21 protein-coding genes are annotated in these 21917 nt (G+C 71.7%); 14 read left to right on the top strand and 7 right to left on the bottom strand.

Translation table 11 applies throughout. The features are described 5' to 3' along the window. Nucleotides 1-26: 26 nt before the first annotated feature. Complete coding sequence (ligD, locus tag KBX34_RS28125; protein ID WP_088951212.1) at nt 27-968, top strand: non-homologous end-joining DNA ligase; 942 nt, start codon at nt 27-29, stop codon at nt 966-968. Then, nucleotides 958-1869 carry a non-homologous end-joining DNA ligase gene (gene ligD, locus KBX34_RS28130; RefSeq protein ID WP_210927953.1) on the top strand — a complete coding sequence of 304 codons (912 nt, stop codon included), beginning with the start codon at nt 958-960 and terminating at the stop codon, nt 1867-1869. Before ligD (KBX34_RS28125) ends, ligD (KBX34_RS28130) begins: the two co-directional genes overlap by 11 nt. 319 nt (nt 1870-2188) lie before the next feature. Here ligD (KBX34_RS28130) and KBX34_RS28135 read toward each other — a convergent pair whose 3' ends face one another. Then, nucleotides 2189-3232 (bottom strand): hypothetical protein, encoded by a 1044-nt coding sequence (locus tag KBX34_RS28135; RefSeq protein ID WP_210927955.1) that lies wholly within the window; start codon nt 3230-3232, stop codon nt 2189-2191. Between the two features lie 142 nt (nt 3233-3374). Between KBX34_RS28135 and KBX34_RS28140 the strand changes: the two genes are divergently transcribed. After that, nucleotides 3375-4127 (top strand): TIGR03089 family protein, encoded by a 753-nt coding sequence (locus tag KBX34_RS28140; protein WP_210927957.1) that lies wholly within the window; start codon nt 3375-3377, stop codon nt 4125-4127. 158 nt (nt 4128-4285) lie between these two features. After that, nucleotides 4286-5239, top strand: coding sequence for a zinc metalloprotease (locus tag KBX34_RS28145; protein WP_210927959.1), 954 nt, complete (start codon nt 4286-4288; stop codon nt 5237-5239). 156 nt (nt 5240-5395) lie between these two features. On the opposite strand, the gene KBX34_RS28150 is transcribed toward KBX34_RS28145, so the two are convergent. Continuing rightward, on the bottom strand, nt 5396-7075 hold the full coding sequence (locus KBX34_RS28150; protein ID WP_088951217.1) for a DNA repair helicase XPB: 1680 nt from the start codon (nt 7073-7075) through the stop codon (nt 5396-5398). A 173-nt stretch (nt 7076-7248) separates the two neighbouring features. Here KBX34_RS28150 and KBX34_RS28155 point away from each other — a divergent pair, with 173 nt between their 5' ends. Both KBX34_RS28155 and KBX34_RS28160 read left to right on the top strand, forming a co-directional pair. Then, nucleotides 7249-8136: a L,D-transpeptidase family protein gene (locus KBX34_RS28155; protein WP_210927962.1), complete on the top strand. Its 888-nt coding sequence runs from the start codon at nt 7249-7251 to the stop codon at nt 8134-8136. 99 nt (nt 8137-8235) lie between these two features. Further along, nucleotides 8236-8475, top strand: a complete 240-nt coding sequence (locus tag KBX34_RS28160; RefSeq protein ID WP_210792515.1) for a hypothetical protein — start codon at nt 8236-8238, stop codon at nt 8473-8475. A 47-nt stretch (nt 8476-8522) separates the two neighbouring features. Here KBX34_RS28160 and KBX34_RS28165 read toward each other — a convergent pair whose 3' ends face one another. Next, nucleotides 8523-11006 carry a helicase-associated domain-containing protein gene (locus KBX34_RS28165; protein ID WP_210927964.1) on the bottom strand — a complete coding sequence of 828 codons (2484 nt, stop codon included), beginning with the start codon at nt 11004-11006 and terminating at the stop codon, nt 8523-8525. A gap of 84 nt (nt 11007-11090) precedes the next feature. On the opposite strand from KBX34_RS28165, the gene KBX34_RS28170 reads away from it, so the two are divergent. Beyond that, complete coding sequence (locus KBX34_RS28170) at nt 11091-11714, top strand: HAD family hydrolase (RefSeq protein ID WP_210927966.1); 624 nt, start codon at nt 11091-11093, stop codon at nt 11712-11714. A 27-nt stretch (nt 11715-11741) separates the two neighbouring features. Next, a complete protein-coding gene (locus KBX34_RS28175) occupies nt 11742-12128 on the top strand; it encodes a cold-shock protein (protein ID WP_088951221.1) in 387 nt (128 codons plus the stop codon). On the opposite strand, the gene KBX34_RS28180 is transcribed toward KBX34_RS28175, so the two are convergent. Further along, nucleotides 12089-12937 (bottom strand): 1,4-dihydroxy-6-naphthoate synthase, encoded by an 849-nt coding sequence (locus KBX34_RS28180; RefSeq protein WP_088952159.1) that lies wholly within the window; start codon nt 12935-12937, stop codon nt 12089-12091. The genes KBX34_RS28175 and KBX34_RS28180 overlap by 40 nt on opposite strands. Nucleotides 12938-13435: 498 nt before the next feature. Here KBX34_RS28180 and KBX34_RS28185 point away from each other — a divergent pair, with 498 nt between their 5' ends. Then, the gene (locus tag KBX34_RS28185; RefSeq protein WP_210927968.1) at nt 13436-14290 is read left to right on the top strand and encodes a helix-turn-helix transcriptional regulator; all 855 of its coding nucleotides are present in this window, start codon (nt 13436-13438) and stop codon (nt 14288-14290) included. 1 nt (nt 14291) lies between these two features. On the opposite strand, the gene KBX34_RS28190 is transcribed toward KBX34_RS28185, so the two are convergent. Together KBX34_RS28190 and KBX34_RS28195 are read right to left on the bottom strand one after the other, a co-directional pair. Beyond that, nucleotides 14292-14942 (bottom strand): futalosine hydrolase, encoded by a 651-nt coding sequence (locus tag KBX34_RS28190; protein ID WP_210927970.1) that lies wholly within the window; start codon nt 14940-14942, stop codon nt 14292-14294. Beyond that, nucleotides 14939-16540: an MFS transporter gene (locus KBX34_RS28195; RefSeq protein WP_141907676.1), complete on the bottom strand. Its 1602-nt coding sequence runs from the start codon at nt 16538-16540 to the stop codon at nt 14939-14941. Before KBX34_RS28195 ends, KBX34_RS28190 begins: the two co-directional genes overlap by 4 nt. 106 nt (nt 16541-16646) lie before the next feature. Here KBX34_RS28195 and KBX34_RS28200 point away from each other — a divergent pair, with 106 nt between their 5' ends. Further along, entirely contained in the window at nt 16647-17468 is an 822-nt protein-coding gene (locus tag KBX34_RS28200; RefSeq protein WP_088951223.1) for a DUF3027 domain-containing protein, read from the top strand. A 36-nt stretch (nt 17469-17504) separates the two neighbouring features. On the opposite strand, the gene KBX34_RS28205 is transcribed toward KBX34_RS28200, so the two are convergent. Beyond that, nucleotides 17505-17750, bottom strand: coding sequence for a DUF2530 domain-containing protein (locus KBX34_RS28205; protein WP_088951224.1), 246 nt, complete (start codon nt 17748-17750; stop codon nt 17505-17507). An 88-nt stretch (nt 17751-17838) separates the two neighbouring features. Between KBX34_RS28205 and KBX34_RS28210 the strand changes: the two genes are divergently transcribed. The 4 genes from KBX34_RS28210 to KBX34_RS28225 all read left to right on the top strand — a co-directional run bounded on the left by KBX34_RS28210 (nt 17839) and on the right by KBX34_RS28225 (nt 21911). Next, entirely contained in the window at nt 17839-19317 is a 1479-nt protein-coding gene (locus KBX34_RS28210) for an NCS2 family permease (protein WP_088952161.1), read from the top strand. A gap of 116 nt (nt 19318-19433) precedes the next feature. Then, nucleotides 19434-19883, top strand: a complete 450-nt coding sequence (locus KBX34_RS28215; protein ID WP_199177009.1) for a MarR family winged helix-turn-helix transcriptional regulator — start codon at nt 19434-19436, stop codon at nt 19881-19883. A gap of 73 nt (nt 19884-19956) precedes the next feature. Next, the gene (locus KBX34_RS28220; protein ID WP_210927972.1) at nt 19957-21240 is read left to right on the top strand and encodes an MFS transporter; all 1284 of its coding nucleotides are present in this window, start codon (nt 19957-19959) and stop codon (nt 21238-21240) included. Nucleotides 21241-21401: 161 nt separating this feature from the next. Continuing rightward, nucleotides 21402-21911 (top strand): hypothetical protein, encoded by a 510-nt coding sequence (locus tag KBX34_RS28225; RefSeq protein WP_210927974.1) that lies wholly within the window; start codon nt 21402-21404, stop codon nt 21909-21911. The last annotated feature ends 6 nt before the right edge of the window (nt 21912-21917 follow it).

Below are 21917 nucleotides of genomic sequence, written 5' to 3' on the forward strand. Positions count from 1 at the left end.
GTTCGGCCTGCTACTACAGTCGGGTCGTGCCTGGCGCGCCGCTCAAGCCGATGCTCGCGATGACCGGGCCGCTCCCGGCCGGTGACGGCTGGGCGTACGAGTTCAAGTGGGACGGGGTCCGCGCGCTCGCCGACATCTCCGGTGGTGGTCAGCACCTGTATGCCCGCTCCGGCGTGGAGATCACCGCCGCGTACCCGGAATTGGCCACCCTGCCCGAGCAGGTGGACGACGCGCTGCTCGACGGCGAGGTGGTGCTGCTCGGCGAGAGCGGGCAACCGTCGTTCACCGCGTTGGCCGAGCGGATGCACGTGCGGGACCGGAACAAGGCGGCCCGGTTGGCGGCGGTCATGCCGGTGACGTACATGATCTTCGACCTGCTCCGGTGGAACGGCGACGACCTGACCGGCTGGCCGTACGAGCGCCGCCGGGAGGCCCTGGAGGCCCTCGCGCTCGGAGGCGCCCGGTGGGCGGTGCCCCCGACGTTCGCTGACGGTCCGGCCACCTACGAGGCGGCCGGTGAGCACGGCCTGGAGGGGGTGATGGCCAAGCGGATCGGTGCCGTCTACCGCCCGGGGGTGCGCTCACCGGACTGGGTGAAGGTCAAGCTTGAGGTGACCGGCGACTTCGTCATCGGTGGCTGGCGGCCGGGCGCGCGCCGGATCGGCGGGCTGCTGGTCGGGGTGCCCGGCCCGGACGGTCGGCTGATCTACCGGGGTCGGGTCGGCGGTGGGATCGGCGCCGCCATCGAACGGCAGCTCCTCGCCGAGTTGGAGCCGCTGCGGTCCGGCGCGTCACCGTTCGCGCCGGGTGTGCCGCGCGAGGATGCCCGTGGGGCCATCTGGGTAGAACCCCGGGTGGTGGTGGAGGTGAAGTACGGCCAGCGCACTCCGGACGGTCGACTGCGCTTCCCCCGGGTGCTGCGGTTGCGCCCGGACAAACCCGCGGAGGAGGTCGACGATGCCGGCTGATCGGCTACGGGTGGACGTCGAGGGCCGCGCGCTGGAGTTGTCCAACCTGGACAAGGTGCTCTACCCGGCGGCCGGCTTCACCAAGGGTGAGGTGATCGACTACTACACCCGGATCTCCCCGGTGCTGCTGCCGCACCTGCGGGACCGACCGGTCACCCGGATCCGCTTTCCGAACGGCGTGGACGACAAGTCGTTCTTCGAGAAGAACACGCCGGCCGCGACCCCGGACTGGGTGCGGGTGGAGAACCTCCCGGCGCCCGGCTCGACGAAGGGCCGGGAGACCATCGACTACGTGGTCGCCGACGACCTGCCCACCCTGGTCTGGCTGGCCAACCTGGCCGCATTGGAACTGCACACGCCGCAGTGGAAGGTCGGCGAGCACCCGGACATGATGGTCGTCGACCTGGACCCTGGGCCGCCGGCCGGGCTCGCCGAGTGTTGTCCGGTGGCGGTGCTGATGCGCGACCGGCTCGCCGAGGACGGGATCGAGTCGTACCCGAAGACCTCCGGCAAGAAGGGCATGCAGCTCTGCTGCCCGATCGCGGGCACCCAGTCGTCGGATCTCGTCTCCGACTACGCCCGACGGATCGCCCAGGAGTTGGAGAAGGCCCATCCGAAGCTGATCGTGTCGAAGATGGCGAAGAACCTCCGCCCGGGCAAGGTCTTCATCGACTGGAGTCAGAACAACGCGGCGAAGACGACCGTCGCGCCGTACTCGCTGCGGGCCCAGTCGGTGCCGTCGGTGTCGACGCCGCTGACCTGGGACGAGGTCGAGGCCGGCGCACGCGGCCGCAAGCCGGCCGTTCGCCAGTTCACCGCCGCCGAGGTCCTGGCCCGGGTCGAGGAGTACGACGACCTGCTCGCCCCCCTGCTCGACGGCGGCCCGGAACTGCCTCTCTGAGCTGATGGCGCGGCGGGCTGCCCGTGACTGAGCGCGACAAGCGCCAGTGCCTCACCCAGCCCCCTCAACTCCCTTTGCTTTGCCTACCTATACGCAACACGATGATGAGCTGCGGATTCCTTTCTGGTCTCCGATGGTGCGGCCGAACCTGTGCTCGCAGAGCGTTAGCGTTGCGTATAGGTATGCAGAGCAAAGGGCCTGGGGTGGGGGTGGTGGCTGCGCCTGGCATCACCTTGTGTCACCGGCCCTGCGTCCATGTGCGGTGTCCGCCGGGCCGGGAGGTATGCGGCTTTGGTGACGCCGTAGAGCTGGTCCCGCATCAGGTTGCGGCGACGCGAACAGCCGGCGAAGCACGCAGCCGCCACCAGGCGCCACCGATCAGGGCGAGCGTGACGAGGGTGACCGCGACGTCGCCGGCCAGGGCCGCCGCCGGGGAGGTCGGAGAGTACGGCGGCACCAGGTACGCGAACGCGGCGGCGGTGAGCAGGCTCGCCGAGCCGGCGGCGAGCACGTGCCGCTGCCTCCAACCGTTGCGCGACGACCAGTACACGATCAGCGCTCCGACGGCGGCGGCGAGCGCCAGCGCGATGGCCACCCCCGCCCAGCCGGGCGTCAGGTCGGTGCCGAAGCGGACCAGGACGACCAGCAGGCCCACCCAGAGTGGGTGCGGCACCCGACGGACCCGACGCGGACGCGGGCGGCGCCAGCGCGGCAGCAGCGCCGTCGCGACGAGGGCGAGGACCAGCACCGTGGCGAAGGTCAGCTGGAGCGGACTGGCCAGGAAGTCCTTCCGGCCGCTGCTGTCCGAGAAGATCAGCAGACTGCCGAGCAGGTAGATCACGCCGATCACGACGAGCCCGGGACGGCCCAGCCACGGCCGCAGCCGGCGATCCGCCCCGAGGAACGACTCGACGAGCACGATCGGGGCGCAGATGGTCAGCGCGATGTGGTTGCCCACGTAGTCGAAGGCCTGCCGGAGGCTGAACTCCAGCCCGGGCACCAGCGTCGCCTCCGCGGCGGCACGGGTGTCGGCGTACTGGGTGTCGTCGAGGAAGTCGGGGTTGAACAGCGACTGGTCGACCAGGCCCGCCTGGAGTACGCCGAACGCGGCGGCGAGCAGCACGATCGTCGGCCAACCCGCGCCGAGGTGCCGGGCGGTCTCCCGGACCAGGATCGCCGCCCCGCCGTACATCGGGCCCAGGAAGATCAGCACTGGAACGAAGTCGTCGATGGCGAAGCCACCCCACGAGCACTCGGCCGCCCAGGGCGCGAGCAGCAGCAACGCGAGCACCGGCAGGAGCCGCCGGCGCAGCGGAAGCCGGGCAGTGGCGGGGCGGTCGGTGGGGCGGGGCTCGGCCGTCATGGGCGCTCCTCGGCGGCGCTGGGCGTGTCAACCCGTACCGTGCTCGGGCCACCCGACCAGCCGCTACGGCCATCGGCCGACGACCGGTGCGACCAAAGTCGTTGAGTAGGGTGGTGCCGACGTCGATCCGGGGAGCGTGGAGATGCAGCCAACCGTCACGGCCGACCTGACGGCCCGACCCGCCGACGCCGAACACCCGCTGCTCAGCTACCGCGACGAGGCGACCGGCGAGCGCGTCGACCTGACCGCACAGCAGGTCGGTGCCTGGGCGGCGCGCAGCGCGAGCCTCCTGCGCGACGGCTGCGGGCTCGGCCCCGGCAGCCGCGTAGCGGTCCTGCTGCCGCCGCACTGGCGTACCGCCGCGGTGTTGCTGGGCGCCTGGGCCTCCGGCCTCGCGGTGTCGTTCCGACCGCGCGCCACGGCGGGCCTGCCGGTCCTTGAGTCCGGCGGTGACCGGCCGTTCGACGCGGTTTTCGTGACGCCGGAGCGGCAGGACGACTGGCTGGAGGAGGTGCCGGACGCGCCGCACCGCTATCTCGTCGGCACCGGGCCGGGGCGCCTGGACGACGTGCCGTTGGGCTGGTTGGACTGGTCCGCAGAGGTGCTTCGGCACGGCGACGGCGCGCCCGACCACGCCGCCATCCACCCGTCGGATCCGGCCACAGCGGACGGCACCACCTACGGCCAGTGGGGTGCGCTCGCCCAGGAGTTCGCCACGATGCTGGACCTGCGCGCCGGCGACCGACTGCTGGTCGACGCCGCCGAGACCGAGCAGCCGCTGAAGTGGTTGCTCGCGCCGCTCTCGGCCGGCGCGTCAGTGGTGATCAGCGCCAACCTCGACCCGGCGCGGCGGGACGCGATCGTCGCCGCCGAGCGGGTGACCCGGCTCCTCTGATCGGGCCGGACCGGCTCAAACAGCGCCGGCCGGTCCTGTTCCGTTACATCGGCATCTGCCCTGTTCAGAGGGTCTTTTGTCGATGCCGTCGGCATGTTCTCATACCGGAACAACGACGTCATCGACCACGCACCGCTCCCTCACTGAAAGGTGCACCGATGTACAGGAGATCGACCTTCCGACTGGCGGTCCTCACCGCGACCGCCGCCACGTTCCTTGCCTCCGGCGGCGCCTCCGGGGCGCTGGCCACGGCCGGCCCCGCGACCGCCTCCCCAGGTGTCGTGGCTTGCGACCCGGGCACCGAGGCGCACAGCGCAGCCCGGGTCGCCCAGGGCGCCACCGCCCAGGAGCCGGAGCTGCATTCCAAGAACGAGGCGAACGCCTACGGCGTGATCAAGGACGCGCCGCGCCTGCCGAACGGCAGCGTCACCGTGCCGACGGTTTTCCACATGATCTCCGACCGTCCGCTCACCGCCGCCGAGACGACCAGGTGGAACACCCTGATCGCCGCGCAGATGACGGTGCTCAACGACTCGTTCGCGGGCCGTACGGCGGGAGACGCCTCCAACACCCCGTTCCGGTTCTCGCTCGTCGACACGACGTGGACGGTGAACAGCGCCTGGTACACGGTCGTGCCCGGCAAGAACGAGCGGGACATGAAGAGGGCCCTGTACACCGGCGACTCGGAGACCCTGAACGTGTACGCGGCCAACATCGGCGGTGGGCTCCTCGGCTGGGCGTACTTCCCGAAGGGCTACAACAACGGCCGCGACTACATCGACGGCGTGGTGATGCTCGACGAGTCGATGCCGGGCGGCACGGCCGGCAAGTACGCCCTGGGTGACACGCTGACGCACGAGGTCGGGCACTGGCTGATGCTGGAGCACACCTTCGCGCACGGCTGCTCCGCGGCCGGCGACTTCGTCGCGGACACCCCGCGCGAGGCGGCCCCGCAGTTCGACTGCCCGGTGGGCGCGGACACCTGCACCGCGCCCGGGCTGGACCCGATCCACAACTTCATGGACTACACGCAGGACTCCTGCATGAACATGTTCACGCCGGGTCAGGCCGACCGGATGAGCGACGCCTGGGTGGCGTTCCGCGCCGGATAACCCCTCTGGTTGGCCGTCGGGGCCGGCGGGTCGCTGACTGCGACTCGCCGGCCCCTCGTCCTGCCGTCGATCAACTCGGCTTCCCGAAAGACGGGGTGTCGGCGTGCCTAGGACACCGCGACTTTCAGTAGACCGAGTCGATCAAGGCCGCGCGGGTCAGTCGACGGTCGGGAGCTTCGGGCCGAGGACGTCGTCGGCATCCACGATCGTGTACGCGTACCCCTGCTCGGCGAGGAAGCGCTGCCGGTGTGCCGCGTACTCCGTGTCGATCGTGTCCCGGGACACGACCGTGTAGAAGTGGGCCTGCCGGCCGTCGGCCTTCGGCCGGAGCACCCGACCCAGCCGCTGTGCTTCCTCCTGGCGCGATCCGAACGTGCCCGACACCTGGATCGCCACCGCCGCCTCGGGCAGGTCGATCGAGAAGTTGCCGACCTTGGAGATCACCAGCGTGCGGATCTCACCGGTGCGGAACGCGTCGAACAGTCGCTCCCGCTCCTTGTTCGTGGTCGAACCCTGGATGATCGGGGCGTCGAGATATTCGCCGAGCTGGTGCAGTTGGTCGATGTACGCGCCGATCACCAGTACCTGGTCGTCCGGGTGTCGGTCCACCAGTGCCTTGACCACGGGCAGCTTCGTGCGGGCGGTTGCCGCCATCCGGTACCGCTCCTCGGCCTCCGCCGTCGCGTACGACATGCGCTCCGCGTCGGTCAGGGTCACCCGGACCTCGGTGCACTCGGCCGGGGCGATCCAGCCCTGCGACTCGATGTCCTTCCACGGCGCGTCGTACCGCTTCGGGCCGATCAGGCTGAACACGTCACCCTCGCGGCCGTCCTCGCGTACCAGAGTCGCGGTGAGGCCCAGCCGACGGCGGGCCTGGAGGTCCGCGGTGAACCGGAAGATCGGCGCGGGCAGCAGGTGCACCTCGTCGTAGACGACCAGGCCCCAGTCGCGGGCCCCGAACAGGTCCAGGTGGGTGAACGCGCCGCCGCGCCGCGAGGTGAGCACCTGGTACGTGGCGATGGTGACCGGGCGGATCTCCTTGCGCTCGCCCGAGTATTCGCCGATCTCCTCCTCGGTCAGCGACGTGCGGGCGATCAGCTCCCGCTTCCACTGCCGGCCGGCGACCGTGTTGGTGACCAGGATCAGAGTGGTGGCCTTCGCCTCGGCCATCGCCGCCGCGCCGACCAGGGTCTTGCCGGCGCCGCAGGGCAGCACCACCACACCCGACCCGCCGGCCCAGAACGCCTCGACGGCCTCCCGCTGGTACGACCGCAGCGTCCACGGCTTGCGCCCGTCCTTGCCGGCCTCGGCCAGCTCGATCGGGTGCGCCTCACCGTCGACGTACCCGGCCAGGTCCTCCGCGGGCCAGCCCAGCTTGAGCAGCGCCTGCTTGAGCCGGCCACGCTCGGACGGGTGCACCCGGATGGTGTCGTCGTCGATCTTGTCGCCGAGCATCCCGGCGAGCTTCTTGCTCTTGGCCACCTCGATCAGCACCAGGCGGTCCAGCGCGCGCAGCACCAGCCCGTACGCCGGGTCGTTGGCGAGCTGGAGTCGGCCGTAGCGGTCCATCGTGTCGGCCACGTCGACCAGCAGCGCATGCGGCACCGGGTAGCGGGAGTACTTGAGCAGCGAGTCGACCACACCCTCCGCGTCGTGCCCAGCGGCCCGGGCGTTCCACAGGCCCAGCGGGGTCAGCCGGTAGGTGTGCACGTGCTCCGGCGAGCGCTCCAACTCGGCGAACGGTGCGATCGCCATCCGGCACGCCTGCGCGTCGGGGTGGTCGATCTCCAGCAGCAGGGTCTTGTCCGACTGCACGATCAGTGGTCCACCGCTCACGCGAGCGTCCTCTCCTCGGTTGGCCGTCCGGCCCGGGCGGGTCGCATACCCGCTGCTGGCCGACCATCCAGTGTTGCACGATGCCGGCTGTCGGAAGAAAGATGCTCACCAGGTGCAACCGGGACGGCACTGACGAACGTCTAGCAAAGGGACGACTGTCAGGGGGAGCTGCCATGAAGCATGTTCGGAGCACCTCTCGGCTGGTCGCCCTGCTGATGGTCGTGCTGGTCGGTGCTGGTGCGTGCACGTTCGATCCGCAGTCCGGTGGGAGTGGTGGCGGGGGAGCCGCCCCAGCCGGTGCGGCGGACCAGGCAACGGGGGCGAGCGACACGCCCGGCCCGGACCAGCGCGGCCGGCCCACGCCGGCCGCGCCCAGCCCCACGCCGAAGGCAACCCGGTCCTCGACGCCGAAACCCACACGCAGCGCAACGCCGAAGCCGAAACCCAGCACCGGCACGCCGACCGTCGCCGGCTGCCCGCAGGGCCAGCACCAGCGCGAGGTGGAGACCTACCTGGCCCGGTTGGGCGGGTTCGGGGCGGTGACCGTGGACGGCCGGCAGTCCGCCGCCGACTGCGCGGCGATCAAGAAGTTCCAGAAGAGGTACGGCATTCGCCCCGTCGAGGGTCGCGCCGGACCGACCACGTACGACGTGGCCCAACGCCTCGCCACCACCGACCCGGCCGCTTGCAAGGCCGGCACGGGCCTCACGTTCTGCGTGGACCTGACCCGGCAGACCGTCTGGGCGATGCGCGGCGGCAAGGTGATCATGGAGCCGACGGTGACCCGCACCGGTATGTCCGGCTACCGCACCCCGGCCGGCACGTTCACCGTCAACTACCGCAACCCCAAGGAGTGGTCCGACCCGTACGAGGTGTGGCTGCCCTACTGGCAGCACTTCACCCAGGGCATGGGCTTCCACGAGACCACCACCTACCTGCACGACAAGCCGATCGGCTCGCACGGTTGCGTCAACCTCCTGCACGCCGACGCGGTCCGGATGTGGGAGCTGGGCAAGGTCGGCACCCGGGTGGTGCTGATCGGCCGCCGCCCCGGCACCTGAGCGACACGCGGCGAAACGCGGGGGGATAACCCCCTGTCCGACCGGTCCAACGAGTGTCACGCTGGGAGTCCAGGGCCGGACCGGGCGGGGAGGCTTGGCATGACGGTCGACCGTGACGTGATCGTGGAGCATGAGCAGGCGGCACCGCCCGACGAGGTGTCGCGCGCGACCGTGATCGCGTACGCCGTCGCGGCGACGCTCCTCGTCGGGTGGTTCCTCTTCGGCTGGCTGGTGCTGCGGCAGGGCTTCGTCGACTCGGTCGGGGAGTCCGCTGGCGCCGGTTTCGCGCTGCTCCTGATCATCTCGGTGATCGGCACGGTTCGCCGCAGCCGCCGCTGACCTACAGCGCCCGCGTCGGCGCCGTCGGCCGACCCGGCCCGACCCGGTCAGTCCGCCAGCACCGCCGCGGTGACCCGGTGCAGCGCGAACGTGTGCAGCATCTCGGTCCGTTCGTCCTCGGCGCGCAGATAGCCAGCACCGATCGAGACCGGCTTGACCAGGCGGGACGCGGTCGCCCCGTGCGCGTCGACATAACCGACCCAGACCAGCGCCTTGTCCCGTACCGCCTGCTGGAGCACCGCCAGGGCTTCGCTGTGCGTGTGCGCCGGCACCGGGCCGCCGCCCAGCCCTGCCGCACCGCCACGCACCACCGCCGGTGCCCGTCGGGCCGCCCGCGCCGCCGCGTCACCGCGCCGGATGTGCTCCACCACCCCGAGCAGCCGGGGCATGGGCAGCTTCGGGGCGGCCAACGGGTCAAGTGTCCGGGTGGTCACCGAAACCCGAGGCGGGGCCCGTCGGATTCGTGGCCGGGTCAGCACGGTGCTGCCCGTGCCGTCCTCCTGCACCGGGGCGTACCCGGCGTCGCGCAGCGCACCCAGCAGGCGACCAACCTGGTACTGCGTGCACAGCACCGTCGGCGCGAGCCGGCGCAGCGCCAGCGACTCCAGCCGCCGGTCCGCCAGCACCTCGCTGATCAGCGTCTCGTCGTCGCTGCGCAGGTACGCCCCGGCCAGGCCCACCCGCAGCCCACCGTGCTTACGGGCCACGTCGTCCACCAGGTAGGTGAGGCCCTGCGGAATCGGAGTACGCGATCGTCGCCGGAACACGTCGTGCAGGTCGTCGGCCGTGTAGCCGGAGTCGAGCGCTCGCCGGACGCTGGCCGTGGTGACCCGGTGGACGCTGGCCCCACCGGCCGACTCAAGCTCGGTCATCGCCTCCAACTCGACTCCGAGCGCCGGCTCGGGCGGGCCGGGCACCACCACGGTCAGGTCGGCCTGCACCAGGAAGTGGTCGACCGGGGCGGGCAGCAGTGCGTCCAACGCCCGGGCGGCAGCGGACGGGTCACCGCTCTCGACGTCCGCGTGCACGCCCAGCGGGTCGCCTCCCCGCTCGTCGGTCGACGTCAGGTCACCCAGCAGCAGCCGACCGTACGAGGTGAGCGCCCCCAGCCCGGTGACGCCCAACTGCGCGGCCTCGGCCAGCACCTCCCGGTGGGCGGCGTCCCGGCCTCGGCTGCGGCGCGGAGCCCGCCAGTCCAGCAGGTCCTGCACCTCCTCGGGTGTGGGCGCGGTCGCCGGTTCCAGCTCGGCGAGCACGCCGAGCACCGCCCGCCGGGTGGCCGGCACACCCGCACGTTCGGCCTCCGCAGAGAGGGCGGTGATCGGGCGGTCCCGGTCGTCCCGGCGGCCGACCAACCCCACCTGCCGGGTCATGGTCAGCCAGGCTCGGGCCAACTGCTCCCACCGTTGGGCCAGCGAGGCGGCCCGCCACACCTCGTACCCGCCGGTCGGCAGCACCTGCTGATCCGCCCCGTACCGGCTGGTGGTCGCACCCGGCATCTCCAGCTCGCCGGCGAGCCCCGCCGCGTACGCCACCTCCAGCAGCAGCGCGGTCGTCGGCTCGTCCAGCCCGGCGGTACGCGCCAGCCGCCGCAGGTCCCGTACGCCGATGCCACCTGAGCGCAGCACCGGCGCGGGCTCGTCGGCGAGTTGCTCCAGCAGCCCTTCGGTGTGCCGGACCACCTCCATCGTCTGCCCGGCGCCGGCCGAGTCCACCGCCTTCGGCTCGCGGGGGGCGGCGGCCACCGGCGGTGGGCTGGTGCGCAGCGGCCCGAGGGGGCCGCTGTCCCGGCGCAGCAGCAGACCGACCTCGCGGGGCAGCTCCACAGTGCCGGCGGCCGTCGACGACCCGGTCGTCACGGGGACCAGGAGCCGGTTGTCGACGAGCCACCGCACGGGGGAGCCGGCCGGGGCGCCACCGTTGGTCGGGTCGGAGAGCACCGGGTCCTCCGCGCCCAGCGGCGGTGCCTGCAACGCGCCCGGGGGCACGCTGCCCACCGGCGGGCCGGCCGCCAACCGGTCCAGGATCGCCCGGGCCGAGGGCGGGGCGGCGAGCAGCGTCCGCCGCAGCTTCGCCGGGTCCGCACAGAGCTCGGCCGTGCGCGGGTCCAGCTCCGCGGCCGGTCGACCGAGCCCGGCGGGGTACGGGGCGACTTCGTCGACGGCTGGCAGCACCTGCAGTGCGTGCTCCGGGCCGTACAGCAGGAAGAGCGCGCGTAGCCGGCCCACGGCGGCCCGGACAGCGGTCGGGGCCGGCGGTTGCGGCCCTGCGGTCGCCATGGCGAGCACAGTGTCGGTGGCCGTGGTGCCGTCGTCCGGGTTCCGGGTGAGGCGGGCGGCGTCGAGGATCTGGAGGGTGAACTGGTCCAGCCCGTCCAGCGCACGAGCCACCGAGACCCGGGACTGGGCCCGGATGGCCAGAGCGGAGACGTCGGCCGGCACGGGCACGACGAGGTCCGGCCGCAGCTGGAGGAGCGCGGCCAGTGACTCGTCGGGCAGCGACCGCAGGTGGTCGGCGAGTGAGGTGGTCATCGTCTTTCCACGCTAGCCCGGCACCGGGCTTCCGCGCCCCTCGGACGTTCGGCTGGGCAGGTGTCGACGGGTACGTTTCTCGGCATGCCCGCACTGACCGTCGGTTTCGATCTCGACATGACCCTGGTCGACTCCCGCCCCGGCATCGCCGCGACCTTCGAGGCGCTGACCGCGCGGACGGGCGTGCCGGTGGACGCCGACCTGGCGGTGTCCCGGCTCGGGCCGCCGCTGCGCACCGAGCTGGCGTACTGGTTCCCGCCGGGAGAGGTCGAGTCGGCCGTTCGCGCGTACCGCGAGCTGTACCCGGCGTATGCGATCACCCCGACGGTCCCGCTGCCGGGCGCGCGGGAGGCCATCGACGCCATCCGGGCCCGGGGCGGCCGTGTGCTGGTCGTCACAGCGAAGATGGGCCGGCTGGCCCGGCTGCACCTGGACCACCTCGGTCTCACCGTCGACGAGTTGGCCGGTGACCTGTTCGCCGAGCAGAAGGCGACAGCTCTGCGGGAGCACGACGCGACCCACTACGTCGGCGACCATGTGGCGGACATGGTGGCGGCGGGGGCGGCCGGGGTGCCGGGGATCGGCGTGGCGACCGGCCCGTGCTCTCCGGACGAGCTGCGCGCGGCAGGCGCGGAAGTCGTGTTGAACGACCTCACCCAATTCCCGGCGGCGCTCGACGACATGATCCAGCTAGCCTTGGAGCAGTAGCGGCTCAAGTGAAGCAGGGGTTTTCAGGTGCCTACGGGTCGAGTGAAGTGGTACGACACGGCCAAGGGATACGGCTTCGTCACGAGTGACGAGGGCGGCGACGTGTTCCTGTCCAAGGCGGCGCTGCCGGCGGGTGTCACCGACCTCAAGGGTGGCCAGCGGGTCGACTTCAGCGTGGTGGACAGCCGCCGGGGCGCGCAGGCCATGGGCGTCAAACTGCTGGACGCGCCGCCGTCGATGGCCGAGTTGCGCCGTCGACCGGCCGAGGAACTGCACGGTCTCGTCGAGGACATGATCAAGCTGCTGGAGGCGAAGGTCCAGCCGGACCTGCGTCGGGGCCGGTACCCGGACAAGAAGACCGCGCAGAAGATCGCTCAGCTGGTCCACGCGGTGGCGAACGAGCTGGAGGTCTGAGGCACCAGCCCGGCGGTGGCGGCCCGGTCGAGCAGTGCCGCCACCGCGGCGAAACCGGCCTCACCCAGGTCTGCGGTGAACTCGTTGACGTAGAGGCCGATGTGCCGGTCCACCACGTCGAGTTCCATCTCCTGGGCGTGCGCCAGCACGTACTCCCGGCTGGCCGCCGGGTCCGCCCAGGCCTGCCGGACGGACTCGCGGACCCAGCCGGCCGCGGCCTCCGGGTCCACCGCGCCGCGGCGGGCCAGAATCGCGCCGAGCGGAATGGGCAGGCCGGTGTCGGCCTCCCACCACTCACCGAGGTCGACCAGCGCGCTGAGGCCGTGCCGGTGGTAGGTGAACCGGGCCTCGTGGATGACCAGCCCAGCGTCGTAGCGGCCGGCCGCGACGCCCGGCATGATCTCGTGGAACGGAACCACCTCGATCCGGGCCGGCGGTCGTCCGGCCGACCAGAGCCGGAACAGCAGGTACGCGGTGGTCCGGTCACCCGGCACCGCCACCGTGGCGCCGGTCAGGTCGGTGCGGTCCGGCCCGCCGTCGCGGTCGCCCCGGGTGAGCACCAGCGGGCCGCAGCCACGACCGAGCGCGCCACCGCAGGGCAGCAGGTGGTAGTCGTCGAGCAGCCAGGGCAGCGCCGCGAAGCTCACCTTCACCAGGTCGAAGGCGCCCTGCTCGGCCGCCGTGTTGGTGACGTCCACGTCGGCGTACGTCACCTCGACCGGCGGCGCGCCGGGCACCCGCCCGTGCACGAGCGCGTGGAAGACGAACGTGTCGTTGGGGCAGGGCGAGATCGCCAGAGAGAGCGCCACGCCCTTCACGTTAGCCCCGCCCCTCGCCACTCGGTCGCCGCGGTCCGGCGCCTGTGATCTGCCGGGCACTCGCCGCCTGGTCCCCGGCTGCCGCCTGGTCCCCGGCTGCCGCCTGGTCCCCGGCCGCCGTCTGTCCCCGGCCCGCCGTCTGTCCCCGGCGACCGATTGTCGCGCGCCGTCGTCGGGGCTCGGTGGTCACCTCTGCTCCCTGTAGAGCTGCCCCGTCTGTGGGGCGCGCCGGCGTCCGGAGGGTGCGCCGCCGTCCGGAGGGTGCGCCGGCGTCCGGAGGGTGCGCCGGCGTCCGGGGGGTGCGCCGGCGTCCGGAAGGTGCTGTGGCTGGGCCGTCCCGGCGAGGTGCACCCTCTTGCCCCACTCACGGGGCAGCTCTACAGGCGCTGACGAAGGGATGTGCACAGCGGCAGAGGCGCTGTCCACAGGGTTATCCACAGGTGGGCGGATGCTGTTGACGGCACGATCTGAGCGGAAAACCATGGACGGGTGACTGCCGACAAGGGTGCGATCGACGTGGGGGCAACCCTGCGGGATCTTCGTCGACGTGCCGACTTGAGCCAGCGCGAGCTGGCCGAGCAGTCGGGGATCCCGAAGAGCACGTTGGCTCGCATCGAGGCGGGGCAGGGTGCCGGGCCGGCGTTCCGCACGGTGGAGCGGCTGGTCCGCGCGGCCGGCGGTGAGCTCGTGCTCAAACTCCCCGACGCCCCCTCCTCCGCGGCGGTTGACGAGTCACCGCAGGCGCCCGACCACGAGCTGTGGGACGAGTTGCGGGACGAGGCCGGTCGCCGCTACCCAGCGCATCTCGACGTCCGTCGAGTCCTGACCCTGAAGGACTGGCCCGGCGCCTGGTGGGTGCATTCCTACACACTCCCGCAGCGGTTCTGGCCGGTACGCGTCCCGGAGCTGACCTACGACCTCGATCGAGCGCGACGTGACAAGCGGCGGTTGCGGGACCAGGCGCGAGCCCGGGTTCGCTTTCGGCGCGCGTTCGAAGGGCTGCCAGCCACGTCGTGGCGCTTTCTCGCCGAGTTGCCAGGGGCCGGGCCGGTCGGTGAGTTGAGGGCCCATGAGCGAAGCCTGGACCTCCTCCGCGGCGAGGATTGGGGCGACCGACGTGAGCTGGTGTTGGAGGGCGTCGTCGTTGCGCCCGGCCTCCGGACCCTGGGCATCGCGCGTCAGCTGATCGAGCTGCTGGCCAGCGAGATGGCAGTCGCTGACATCCGGACCGTCCACGCGATAGCCGACGGTGGCAACGTCGTGTTTCTGCTCGCCTGCGGGTTCGAGCTACAGCCAGGCCGGCCGTCGGCGCTCACCCTCGAAGTCCGTCCTACGCGGCCGTAGTTCAGCGCAGCGCTGGGGCCGCAGCGGTCAGGGCGGTGAGGGCCTCGCGCAGTCGCCAGGCGTCCCGGTCGCGGGGGCCGATCGGGTTCGAGATGGTGCGCAGCTCGGCGAAGGGCACCCCGGCCTGGGCGGCGGCGACCGCCACCCCGTACCCCTCCATGGCCTCGGCGACCGCCTCCGGATGCCTCCGGCGCAGCTCCTCGGTGCCGGCGGTGGTGCCGGTGACCGTGCTGACTGTGAGCACCGGCCCGGTCGTGGCCGCTGGGAGGGCGGCCCGCAGTGCCGCCAGCAGACCCGGGTCGGTCGGCACCACGCCGCCGACACCCAGCATCGCGGGCGGCATGCCCAACTCGTCGACGGGGATGAAACCGTCCGGTGATTCGGCACCCAGGTCGGCGGCGATGCTGGCGGTGCCGAGCACGGTGTCGCCGACCTCGACCCGCCCGATGAAGCCGCCGGCCACGCCGGCGCTGACCACGGCACGGTACGGGCGGCCGGCGGCCTCGGCCAGCGCCAGCAGCCGGGCGGTGGCGGCACCGGCGACGGCCGGGCCCACGCCAACCGGGGTGACGGTCACGGTGGGATCGGTCAGACCGGCGCGGACGGCTTCCGCCTCGGCTGGCACCGCGGTCACCACCAGCAGACCGCTCACGAGACTGAGCCGGGGGACTCCCGGCGGGTCTCGTCGTCCGCCCCGCCGCCCGGGCCGCCAACCGCTGAGGACGGGCGGTAGATGTGGTAGCCGGGAGGGGCCAGGCTGGGATCGTCGTACTGCGGGGAGCTGGCCTGGGCCGGTGCCGGCGAGGTTGGCGCGGCGTCCCCGGGCTCGTCGGCCGGCTCGTCCTCGGTCAGCTCGTCGTCGCCGAGCGGCCGGCCGGCCAGCTTCTCGCCGCGCAGCCGGGCGGCGACCAGCACACCCCGGATCGCGGCCAGGACGCCCACCCCGGCGGCCACGGCGATGCCCATCCGACCGTCGAACGGAACCAGCCCCAACCCTCCACCGGCGACGAAGGCGAGCATCAGCACCGTCTCCGAATGGGCGAAGGAACTCGCGCGCAGCCGCTCCGGGATGCGCTCCTGGATCGAGGCGTCCACGGCCAGCTTCGATATCCCGCTGACCAGCGCGGCGACCAGGCAGAGCAGGGCGACCATCACCAGCGAGAACTGGATGACGGCGAGCACCGCCACCCCGGCCACGATGATCATGCTGCTGGACTGGATGGCGGTCGGCCGGTGGATGCGCAGCCGGGTGCCGATGGCGGTGGCCAGGAAGGTGCCGACCGCGAGGGCCCCGCCGACCAGCCCCAGCGCCCACTCGGCGCCCAGATCCCGGCCGAACGCGACAGTGGTCAGGTCGCCCTTCTTGATCGCGAAGGCGAGGAAGAGCAGCAGGAAGCCGTACACCGCGCGGAGCGTCGCGGCGCCGATCAGCGACGCGATCACCAGGCGGCCGGCGGGTCGGCCTCGGCCCAGCGGCCGATCGCCACGGCGACGGCCCAACGCGCGCAGTGGCCGGGGGACCCGCTCCGGTGGCTCCGAATCGGCCTTCGGCGGCAGACGCAGGGAGATCACCATGCCGACCAGGAAGATCACCGACGCGACGCGCAGCGGCCACTGCGGCCCGAACCAGAACGCGGCCAACCCGATCGGCGCGACCAGCGCACCCGCGACCGTGCCGTAGACGCTGGCCCGGGCGCCCACCTGGGACAGGCCGAGCCCTTCCGGCAACAACCGGGGCACGGCCGCGGACCGGGCCACGCCGTACGCCCGGGACAGCGCGAGCACCCCGAACGCGGCCGGATAGAGCCCGAAGCCGTGGATGTAGTCGGAGATCAACCAGGCCAGGAAGGCGCGGCCCAGCATCGTCGCGGCCAGCGCGTACCGCCGGCCGTGCCGGAAGTGGTCCAGCAGCGGGCCCACCACGGGGGCGAGCATGGCGAACGGGACCATGGTCACCAGCAGGTAGAGGGCGACCTTGCTGCGGGCCTCGCCCAGCGGCACGTTGAAGAAGATCGTGCCGGCCAGGCCGATGGCGATCAGGGTGTCACCGGCGCAGGAGAGCGCGTGCAGGTCGAACAGGCGAACCATGCCGACCTCGCCACCGGCGCCCCGGGCCCGGGCGCTGCCGGCCCGACGGGTCACCCAGCGGCCGCTGCCCAGCGAACCACGCAGCAGCAGACGAACGGCGCGAATGCCGGTGCCGACGGTCCGCCCGAGGACGGATCGCCCGGAGCGGGAGTACGACGGCATGTCCACCATCCTCGCCCATCCGATCCGGGTACGCCGCACCACTGCGGGGAAAGGTTCCCCGGGAGTCCCTGTCACCCCTGCGAGGCGCATAGGGAACAATGGTTAGGTGACCAGGCCTGTCTCCACCCGTGCCGCCCGTCTCGACCAGGTCTGCGCCGCCGCCGTCGAGGTGGCCCGCGCTGGCATCACCGAGGTCGACGCCGACGATGTCGGCGATCACCTGCAGGTTGTGGCCGAGGGTGAACGGCTGGTCACCCACTACTTCGAATGCCTCCTCGCCGGCTACCGCGGTTGGCGGTGGGCGGTCACCGTCACCCGGGTGTCGCGCAGCAAGACCGTGACCATCTGCGAGACGGTGCTGCTGCCCGGTTCCGACGCGCTGCTCGCGCCCGGCTGGCTGCCCTGGCAGGAGCGGCTCAAGCCGGGCGACCTGGGTCCGGGCGATCTGCTGCCGACCTCACCCGATGACGACCGGCTGGTCCCCGGCTACCTGCTCTCCGACGACCCGGCGGTCGAGGAGACGGCGTGGGAGCTGGGCCTCGGTCGGGCGCGCGTGCTCTCCCTCGAGGGCCGCATGGAGGCGGCGCAGCGCTGGTATGACGGCGACCACGGCCCCGCCGCGCCCATCTCCGCTGCCGCGCCGGCCGCCGCCCGCTGTGGCACCTGCGGTTTCTACCTGCCGCTGGCCGGTGCGATGCGGCAGGCGTTCGGGGCGTGCGGCAACTTCTACGCCCCCGACGACGGCCGGGTGGTGAGCGCCGACCACGGTTGCGGTGCCCACTCCGAGACGCTGATCGAGGCGGCCGAGACCGCGGTCGAAGAGCTACCCACGGTGTACGACGACAGCGCGGTGGAGGCCATGTCGGTCAGCCGCGCCCCGGGCTCGGTGGAAGCCGCCGAGCCGGCGGAGCCGTACGGGCACTCCTGATCGTTCGCACCGGGGGTGGCCCGGTGCGTGGCCGGGTCAGCGCGCGCGGCGACGTCGTCGGTTGGCGTCGTGCCGCATCATCACGGCGAGGCCCGGGAAGCCCCACAGGAACCCGGCGAGGCAGGTCCAGAGCCAGTTCTGATGACCGTGGTCGGTCAGCCAACCCCGAAAGAAGATCAGCAGGACCAGCCCGGCAATCGCCCAGGCGGCCAGCCCGGCGAGGGCGAACGGCACCATCGGCGGGTCCAGTGGTGCGGGCCGCGGTGGCTGCTCGTTCGGCATTCGGCAAGCGTACGCGACCTACTTCCCCTGCCCGTCGGTGATCTGGGACGATGCGCGCGACAACCGGAAGATCACCTGCGAGGACCTGATGGCAGTAGCGCCGCCCGAGAACGGCACCCCTCCCAACCCCGCTCACCCGCGTAACGGATTCGACCGGTTCTTCGAGATTTCCGCCCGGGGCTCGACGATGAGCCGCGAGGTACGCGGTGGCCTGGCGACCTTCTTCACGATGGCGTACATCGTGGTGCTCAACCCGCTGATCCTGGGTGGTGCCGTCGACGGTGACGGCAAGACCCTCCCCATTCCCGCGCTGGCTGCCGGGACCGCGCTGGTCGCCGGCCTGATGACCATCCTGATGGGCGTGGTGGGCCGGTTCCCGCTGGCGCTCGCCGCCGGTCTGGGTGTCAACGCGCTGGTGGCGTACGAGATCGCCCCCGAGATGACCTGGGCCGACGCGATGGGCCTGGTGGTGATCGAGGGTGTGATCATCGCTGTGCTGGTGTTGACCGGTCTGCGGACCGCTGTGTTCCGCGCGGTGCCGACCCAGATGAAGACCGCGATCGGGGTCGGGATCGGTCTGTTCCTGACCATCATCGGTCTGGTGGACGCCGGTTTCGTCCGACGGATCCCGGACGACGCCAACACCACGGTCCCGGTCGGTCTGGGCATCGGCGGCAAGCTGGTGAGCTGGCCGATGCTGGTCTTCGTGGTCGGCCTCCTGATCACCCTCGTGCTGGTGGTCCGCCGGGTACGGGGTGCGATCCTGATCGGCATCCTCGCCTCGACCGTGCTTGCGGTGATCGTGGAGGCGATCGGCAACATCGGCCCGTCGTTCGTCAACGGTCAGCCCAACCCCAAGGGTTGGTCGCTGAACGTGCCGGAGCTGCCGAAGACGGTGGTGGACCTGCCGGACCTGTCGCTGCTCGGCAAGTTCAACGTGCTCGACTCGTGGGGTCGGGCCGGTTGGCTGGTCGTGCTGATGTTCGTCTTCACGCTGCTGATCACGGACTTCTTCGACACCATGGGCACGATGGTGGCGGTCGGCCAGGAGGGCGACCTGCTCGACGAGCAGGGCACCCCGCCACGGGCCAAGGAGATCCTGCTGGTCGACTCGATCGCCGCGGCGGCCGGTGGTGCGGCCAGCACCTCCAGCAACACGTCGTACATCGAGAGTGCCGCCGGTGTCGGGGAGGGTGCCCGGACCGGCGTGGCCAGCCTGGTCACCGGCGTGCTCTTCCTGCTGGCGATGTTCCTGGCGCCGCTGGTGGTGATCGTGCCGTTCGAGGCGGCCTCGACGGCCCTGGTGGTGGTCGGTTTCCTGATGATGACAGCGGTGCGGACGATCGACTGGTCCGACTACGAGATCGCCATCCCGGCGTTCCTCACCATCGTGCTGATGCCGTTCACCTATTCGATCTCGAACGGGATCGGCGCTGGCCTGATCACCTTCGTGGTGGTGAAGCTGGCCCGGGGTAAGGCCCGGGAGGTCCACCCGTTGCTGTACGGGGTGGCCGTGCTGTTCGTGCTGTACTTCCTGCGCGGGCCGATCGAGTCCCTGGTGCTCTGACGTACGTTCCGGGCGGGGAATCGAACGGGATTCCCCGCCCGGAACAGCACCAACGTCCTCGTGAGCCTGGTCATAACGGATGTCGTTAGCCAGGCTCATTAGTTAAGCTAACTAACGTGATGGAGCGGACGGTGACGGCGGAACGCGTGCCACCGGCGCAACTGGCTCCCCAGTTGCGTGATGCGATCACCCGACTCAACCGGCGGGTCCGCCAGGCCCGACCGGTCGGCGACCTCACGGTCACCCAGGTTTCCGCGCTCACCAGCCTGCGGCTGGCCGGCGCGCTGACGCCCAGGGAACTGGCCGACGTGGAGCGGGTGCAGCCGCCGACGATGACCAAGATCATCGGGAAGTTGGAGGACCGCGGCCTCGTGCGGCGGACACCCCACCCGACCGACGGCCGGCAGGTCATCCTCGCGGCGACCGAAGGAGGGCAGGCCGTGCTCGACCAGTTCGAGCGGGCCCGCGACGAGTGGCTGGCCCACCGGCTGGCCGCACTCGACGAGGACGAACGGGAGACCCTGCAGAGGGCTGCCCAGATTCTTCAGCAGCTCGCTCGCGCCTGAGCCGCGCCCGCGCCACCGGGTCCGTGCCGTCACCTGTCGATGACGCGTACGTTCTTAAGGAGGCGCACGAAGAGTGCAGGCCAAGTTGAGCACGATGTTCCAGTCCCTGCAGGTCCGTAACTACCGCCTCTTCGCATCCGGGCAGCTGATCAAGTTGATCGGCGTCTGGATGATGTTCATCGCCCAGGACTGGCTCGTCCTTGAGCTCTCCAACAACTCGGCCACCGCGCTCGGCGTGGTCACCGCCTGTCAGTTCACCCCGGTGCTCCTGCTCACCCTGCTCTCCGGCCGACTTGCCGACCGGTACGACAAGCGGGTGCTGCTCTTCGTCGCCAACGCCTTCTGGACCGTGCTGGCGCTCGGCATGTCCGTGCTGGTCCTCACCGACCTGGTGCAGCTCTGGCACGTCTTCGCCTTCGCCGCGCTGCTCGGCACGGCCAACGCAGTGGAGACCCCGGTCCGTCAGGCGTTCGTCTCCGAACTCGTCGGCACTCCGCTGCTGCCCAACGCCTTGTCGCTGAACGCCGCCGTGTTCAACTCGGCGCGGATCGTCGGCCCGGCCGTCGCCGGCCTGGCGATCGCCGCCTTCGACGTCGGCCCGGTCTTCCTCTTCACCGCCCTCAGCTCCGTCGCGCCCCTGGTCAACGTGGTCCGGATGCGTACGGCCGACCTGCACCGCGACGCCCTGCTGCCGCGCGACGAGCGGGCGTCCGCACGGGTCATCGACGGGCTGCGGTACGTGTCGCGCCGCCCCGACCTGCTGCTGCCGATGGCGGTCATGTCGGTGATCGGCATGTCGCTGTTCAACTTCCAGCTGACCCTGGCCGCGCTGGCGAAGACGGTCTTCCACACCGGTGCCGCCTCCTTCGGCCTGTTCAGCACGGCGCTGGCCGTAGGCGCGCTCGGCGGCGCTCTCAGCGGCACCGGTCGGCGGAGCCGGCCGTCGGTCTGGCTGGTGCTCGGCGCGGCGATCGCCTGCGCCAGCTTCGGCACCCTGGTCGGTCTCGCCTCGACGTACTGGCTGGTCGTGGCACTGCTGGTGCCGACCGGCTTCTTCATGGTCTTCTTCGCCCAGGCCGCCAACCAGCGGGTCCAGTTGGGCGTGGACGCGGCCTTCCGGGGCCGGGTGATGGCGCTGTGGGTGCTGGTCTTCCTGGGCACCAACCCGGTCGGCGCGCCGCTGATCGGCTGGGTCGCGGAGCGCTTCGGTGCCGGTGCCAGCATCTGGATGGGCGGGCTGATCTCGCTGGCCGCCGCGTTGGTCGCCCTCACCTGGCAGCTGCGGCACTCCGGCGCCCGGCTGCGCTTCCGGGTGCTGCCGATGCCCCGCTTCTACGTCACGTCCACCGACTGCTGAGCTGTCCGGAAGTGCCCCCTCGTCATCGGACTTCGCATGACAAGGGGCCCTTCCGGGCACTGCCGCATCCGCGGTCCGACCCGCACGCGCCGTCTTGAGCGGATGACGCGGATGCGGGCAAACCGCTGGCGGGGCGGCACGATGGGGCTTAGCGTCGATACGTGGGAGTCGGACGCGCGCTGATGCTGGCCCTGGCGTTCCTCGCCGTGGCCAGTCTTCCAGCGGCACTCGCCCTGCTCTTCTGCTATGACGAGATCCTCGACCGGGTGGTCTGCGGCTGGTCCGAGTGGCATGATCGCCGGCGGGAGAAACGGACGATCGCACGTCTCGACCGGGCCATCGAGGCCGACGCGCTGACCCGGGACATCGACCTCAGCGAGTTCGACCGCACCGACCGTCGGCCCCTGGAGCAACTCGCCGCCGACCTGCGTCGCCTCGGCGGTCAGCGGCTCGGCGGCACCGGCCGCTCGATGGTCTGGCACGGCGCGCTGCTCCAGGCGTACGACGACCGGCTTCGCCTCGCCTGCCGCGCCCTCGGCATCACCGAGCACCTTGGTGAATTGGAGGGCGTCGACCAGGAGATCGAGCGGGTCCGGGTGGAGGGTGTGCTGAACGCCGCCGGGCTGACCCTGCCAGCGGCTCGGGCCGGCCATCGGCAACGGCACCGCTGAGCGACG

Source organism: Micromonospora sp. M61, assembly GCF_018070245.1.
In the GTDB taxonomy this organism is placed as follows: Bacteria; Actinomycetota; Actinomycetes; order Mycobacteriales; family Micromonosporaceae; genus Micromonospora; species Micromonospora zamorensis.

What these genes read in the sequence shown, in the direction of transcription:
- ligD (WP_210927953.1), top strand. Translation starts at nt 958, where the DNA reads ATGCCGGCTGATCGGCTACGGGTGGACGTCGAGGGCCGCGCGCTGGAG.
- KBX34_RS28135 (WP_210927955.1), bottom strand. Translation starts at nt 3,232, where the DNA reads ATGACGGCCGAGCCCCGCCCCACCGACCGCCCCGCCACTGCCCGGCTT.
- KBX34_RS28140 (WP_210927957.1), top strand. Translation starts at nt 3,375, where the DNA reads ATGCAGCCAACCGTCACGGCCGACCTGACGGCCCGACCCGCCGACGCC.
- KBX34_RS28145 (WP_210927959.1), top strand. Translation starts at nt 4,286, where the DNA reads ATGTACAGGAGATCGACCTTCCGACTGGCGGTCCTCACCGCGACCGCC.
- KBX34_RS28155 (WP_210927962.1), top strand. Translation starts at nt 7,249, where the DNA reads ATGAAGCATGTTCGGAGCACCTCTCGGCTGGTCGCCCTGCTGATGGTC.
- KBX34_RS28160 (WP_210792515.1), top strand. Translation starts at nt 8,236, where the DNA reads ATGACGGTCGACCGTGACGTGATCGTGGAGCATGAGCAGGCGGCACCG.
- KBX34_RS28165 (WP_210927964.1), bottom strand. Translation starts at nt 11,006, where the DNA reads ATGACCACCTCACTCGCCGACCACCTGCGGTCGCTGCCCGACGAGTCA.
- KBX34_RS28170 (WP_210927966.1), top strand. Translation starts at nt 11,091, where the DNA reads ATGCCCGCACTGACCGTCGGTTTCGATCTCGACATGACCCTGGTCGAC.
- KBX34_RS28195 (WP_141907676.1), bottom strand. Translation starts at nt 16,540, where the DNA reads ATGCCGTCGTACTCCCGCTCCGGGCGATCCGTCCTCGGGCGGACCGTC.
- KBX34_RS28205 (WP_088951224.1), bottom strand. Translation starts at nt 17,750, where the DNA reads ATGCCGAACGAGCAGCCACCGCGGCCCGCACCACTGGACCCGCCGATG.
- KBX34_RS28210 (WP_088952161.1), top strand. Translation starts at nt 17,839, where the DNA reads ATGGCAGTAGCGCCGCCCGAGAACGGCACCCCTCCCAACCCCGCTCAC.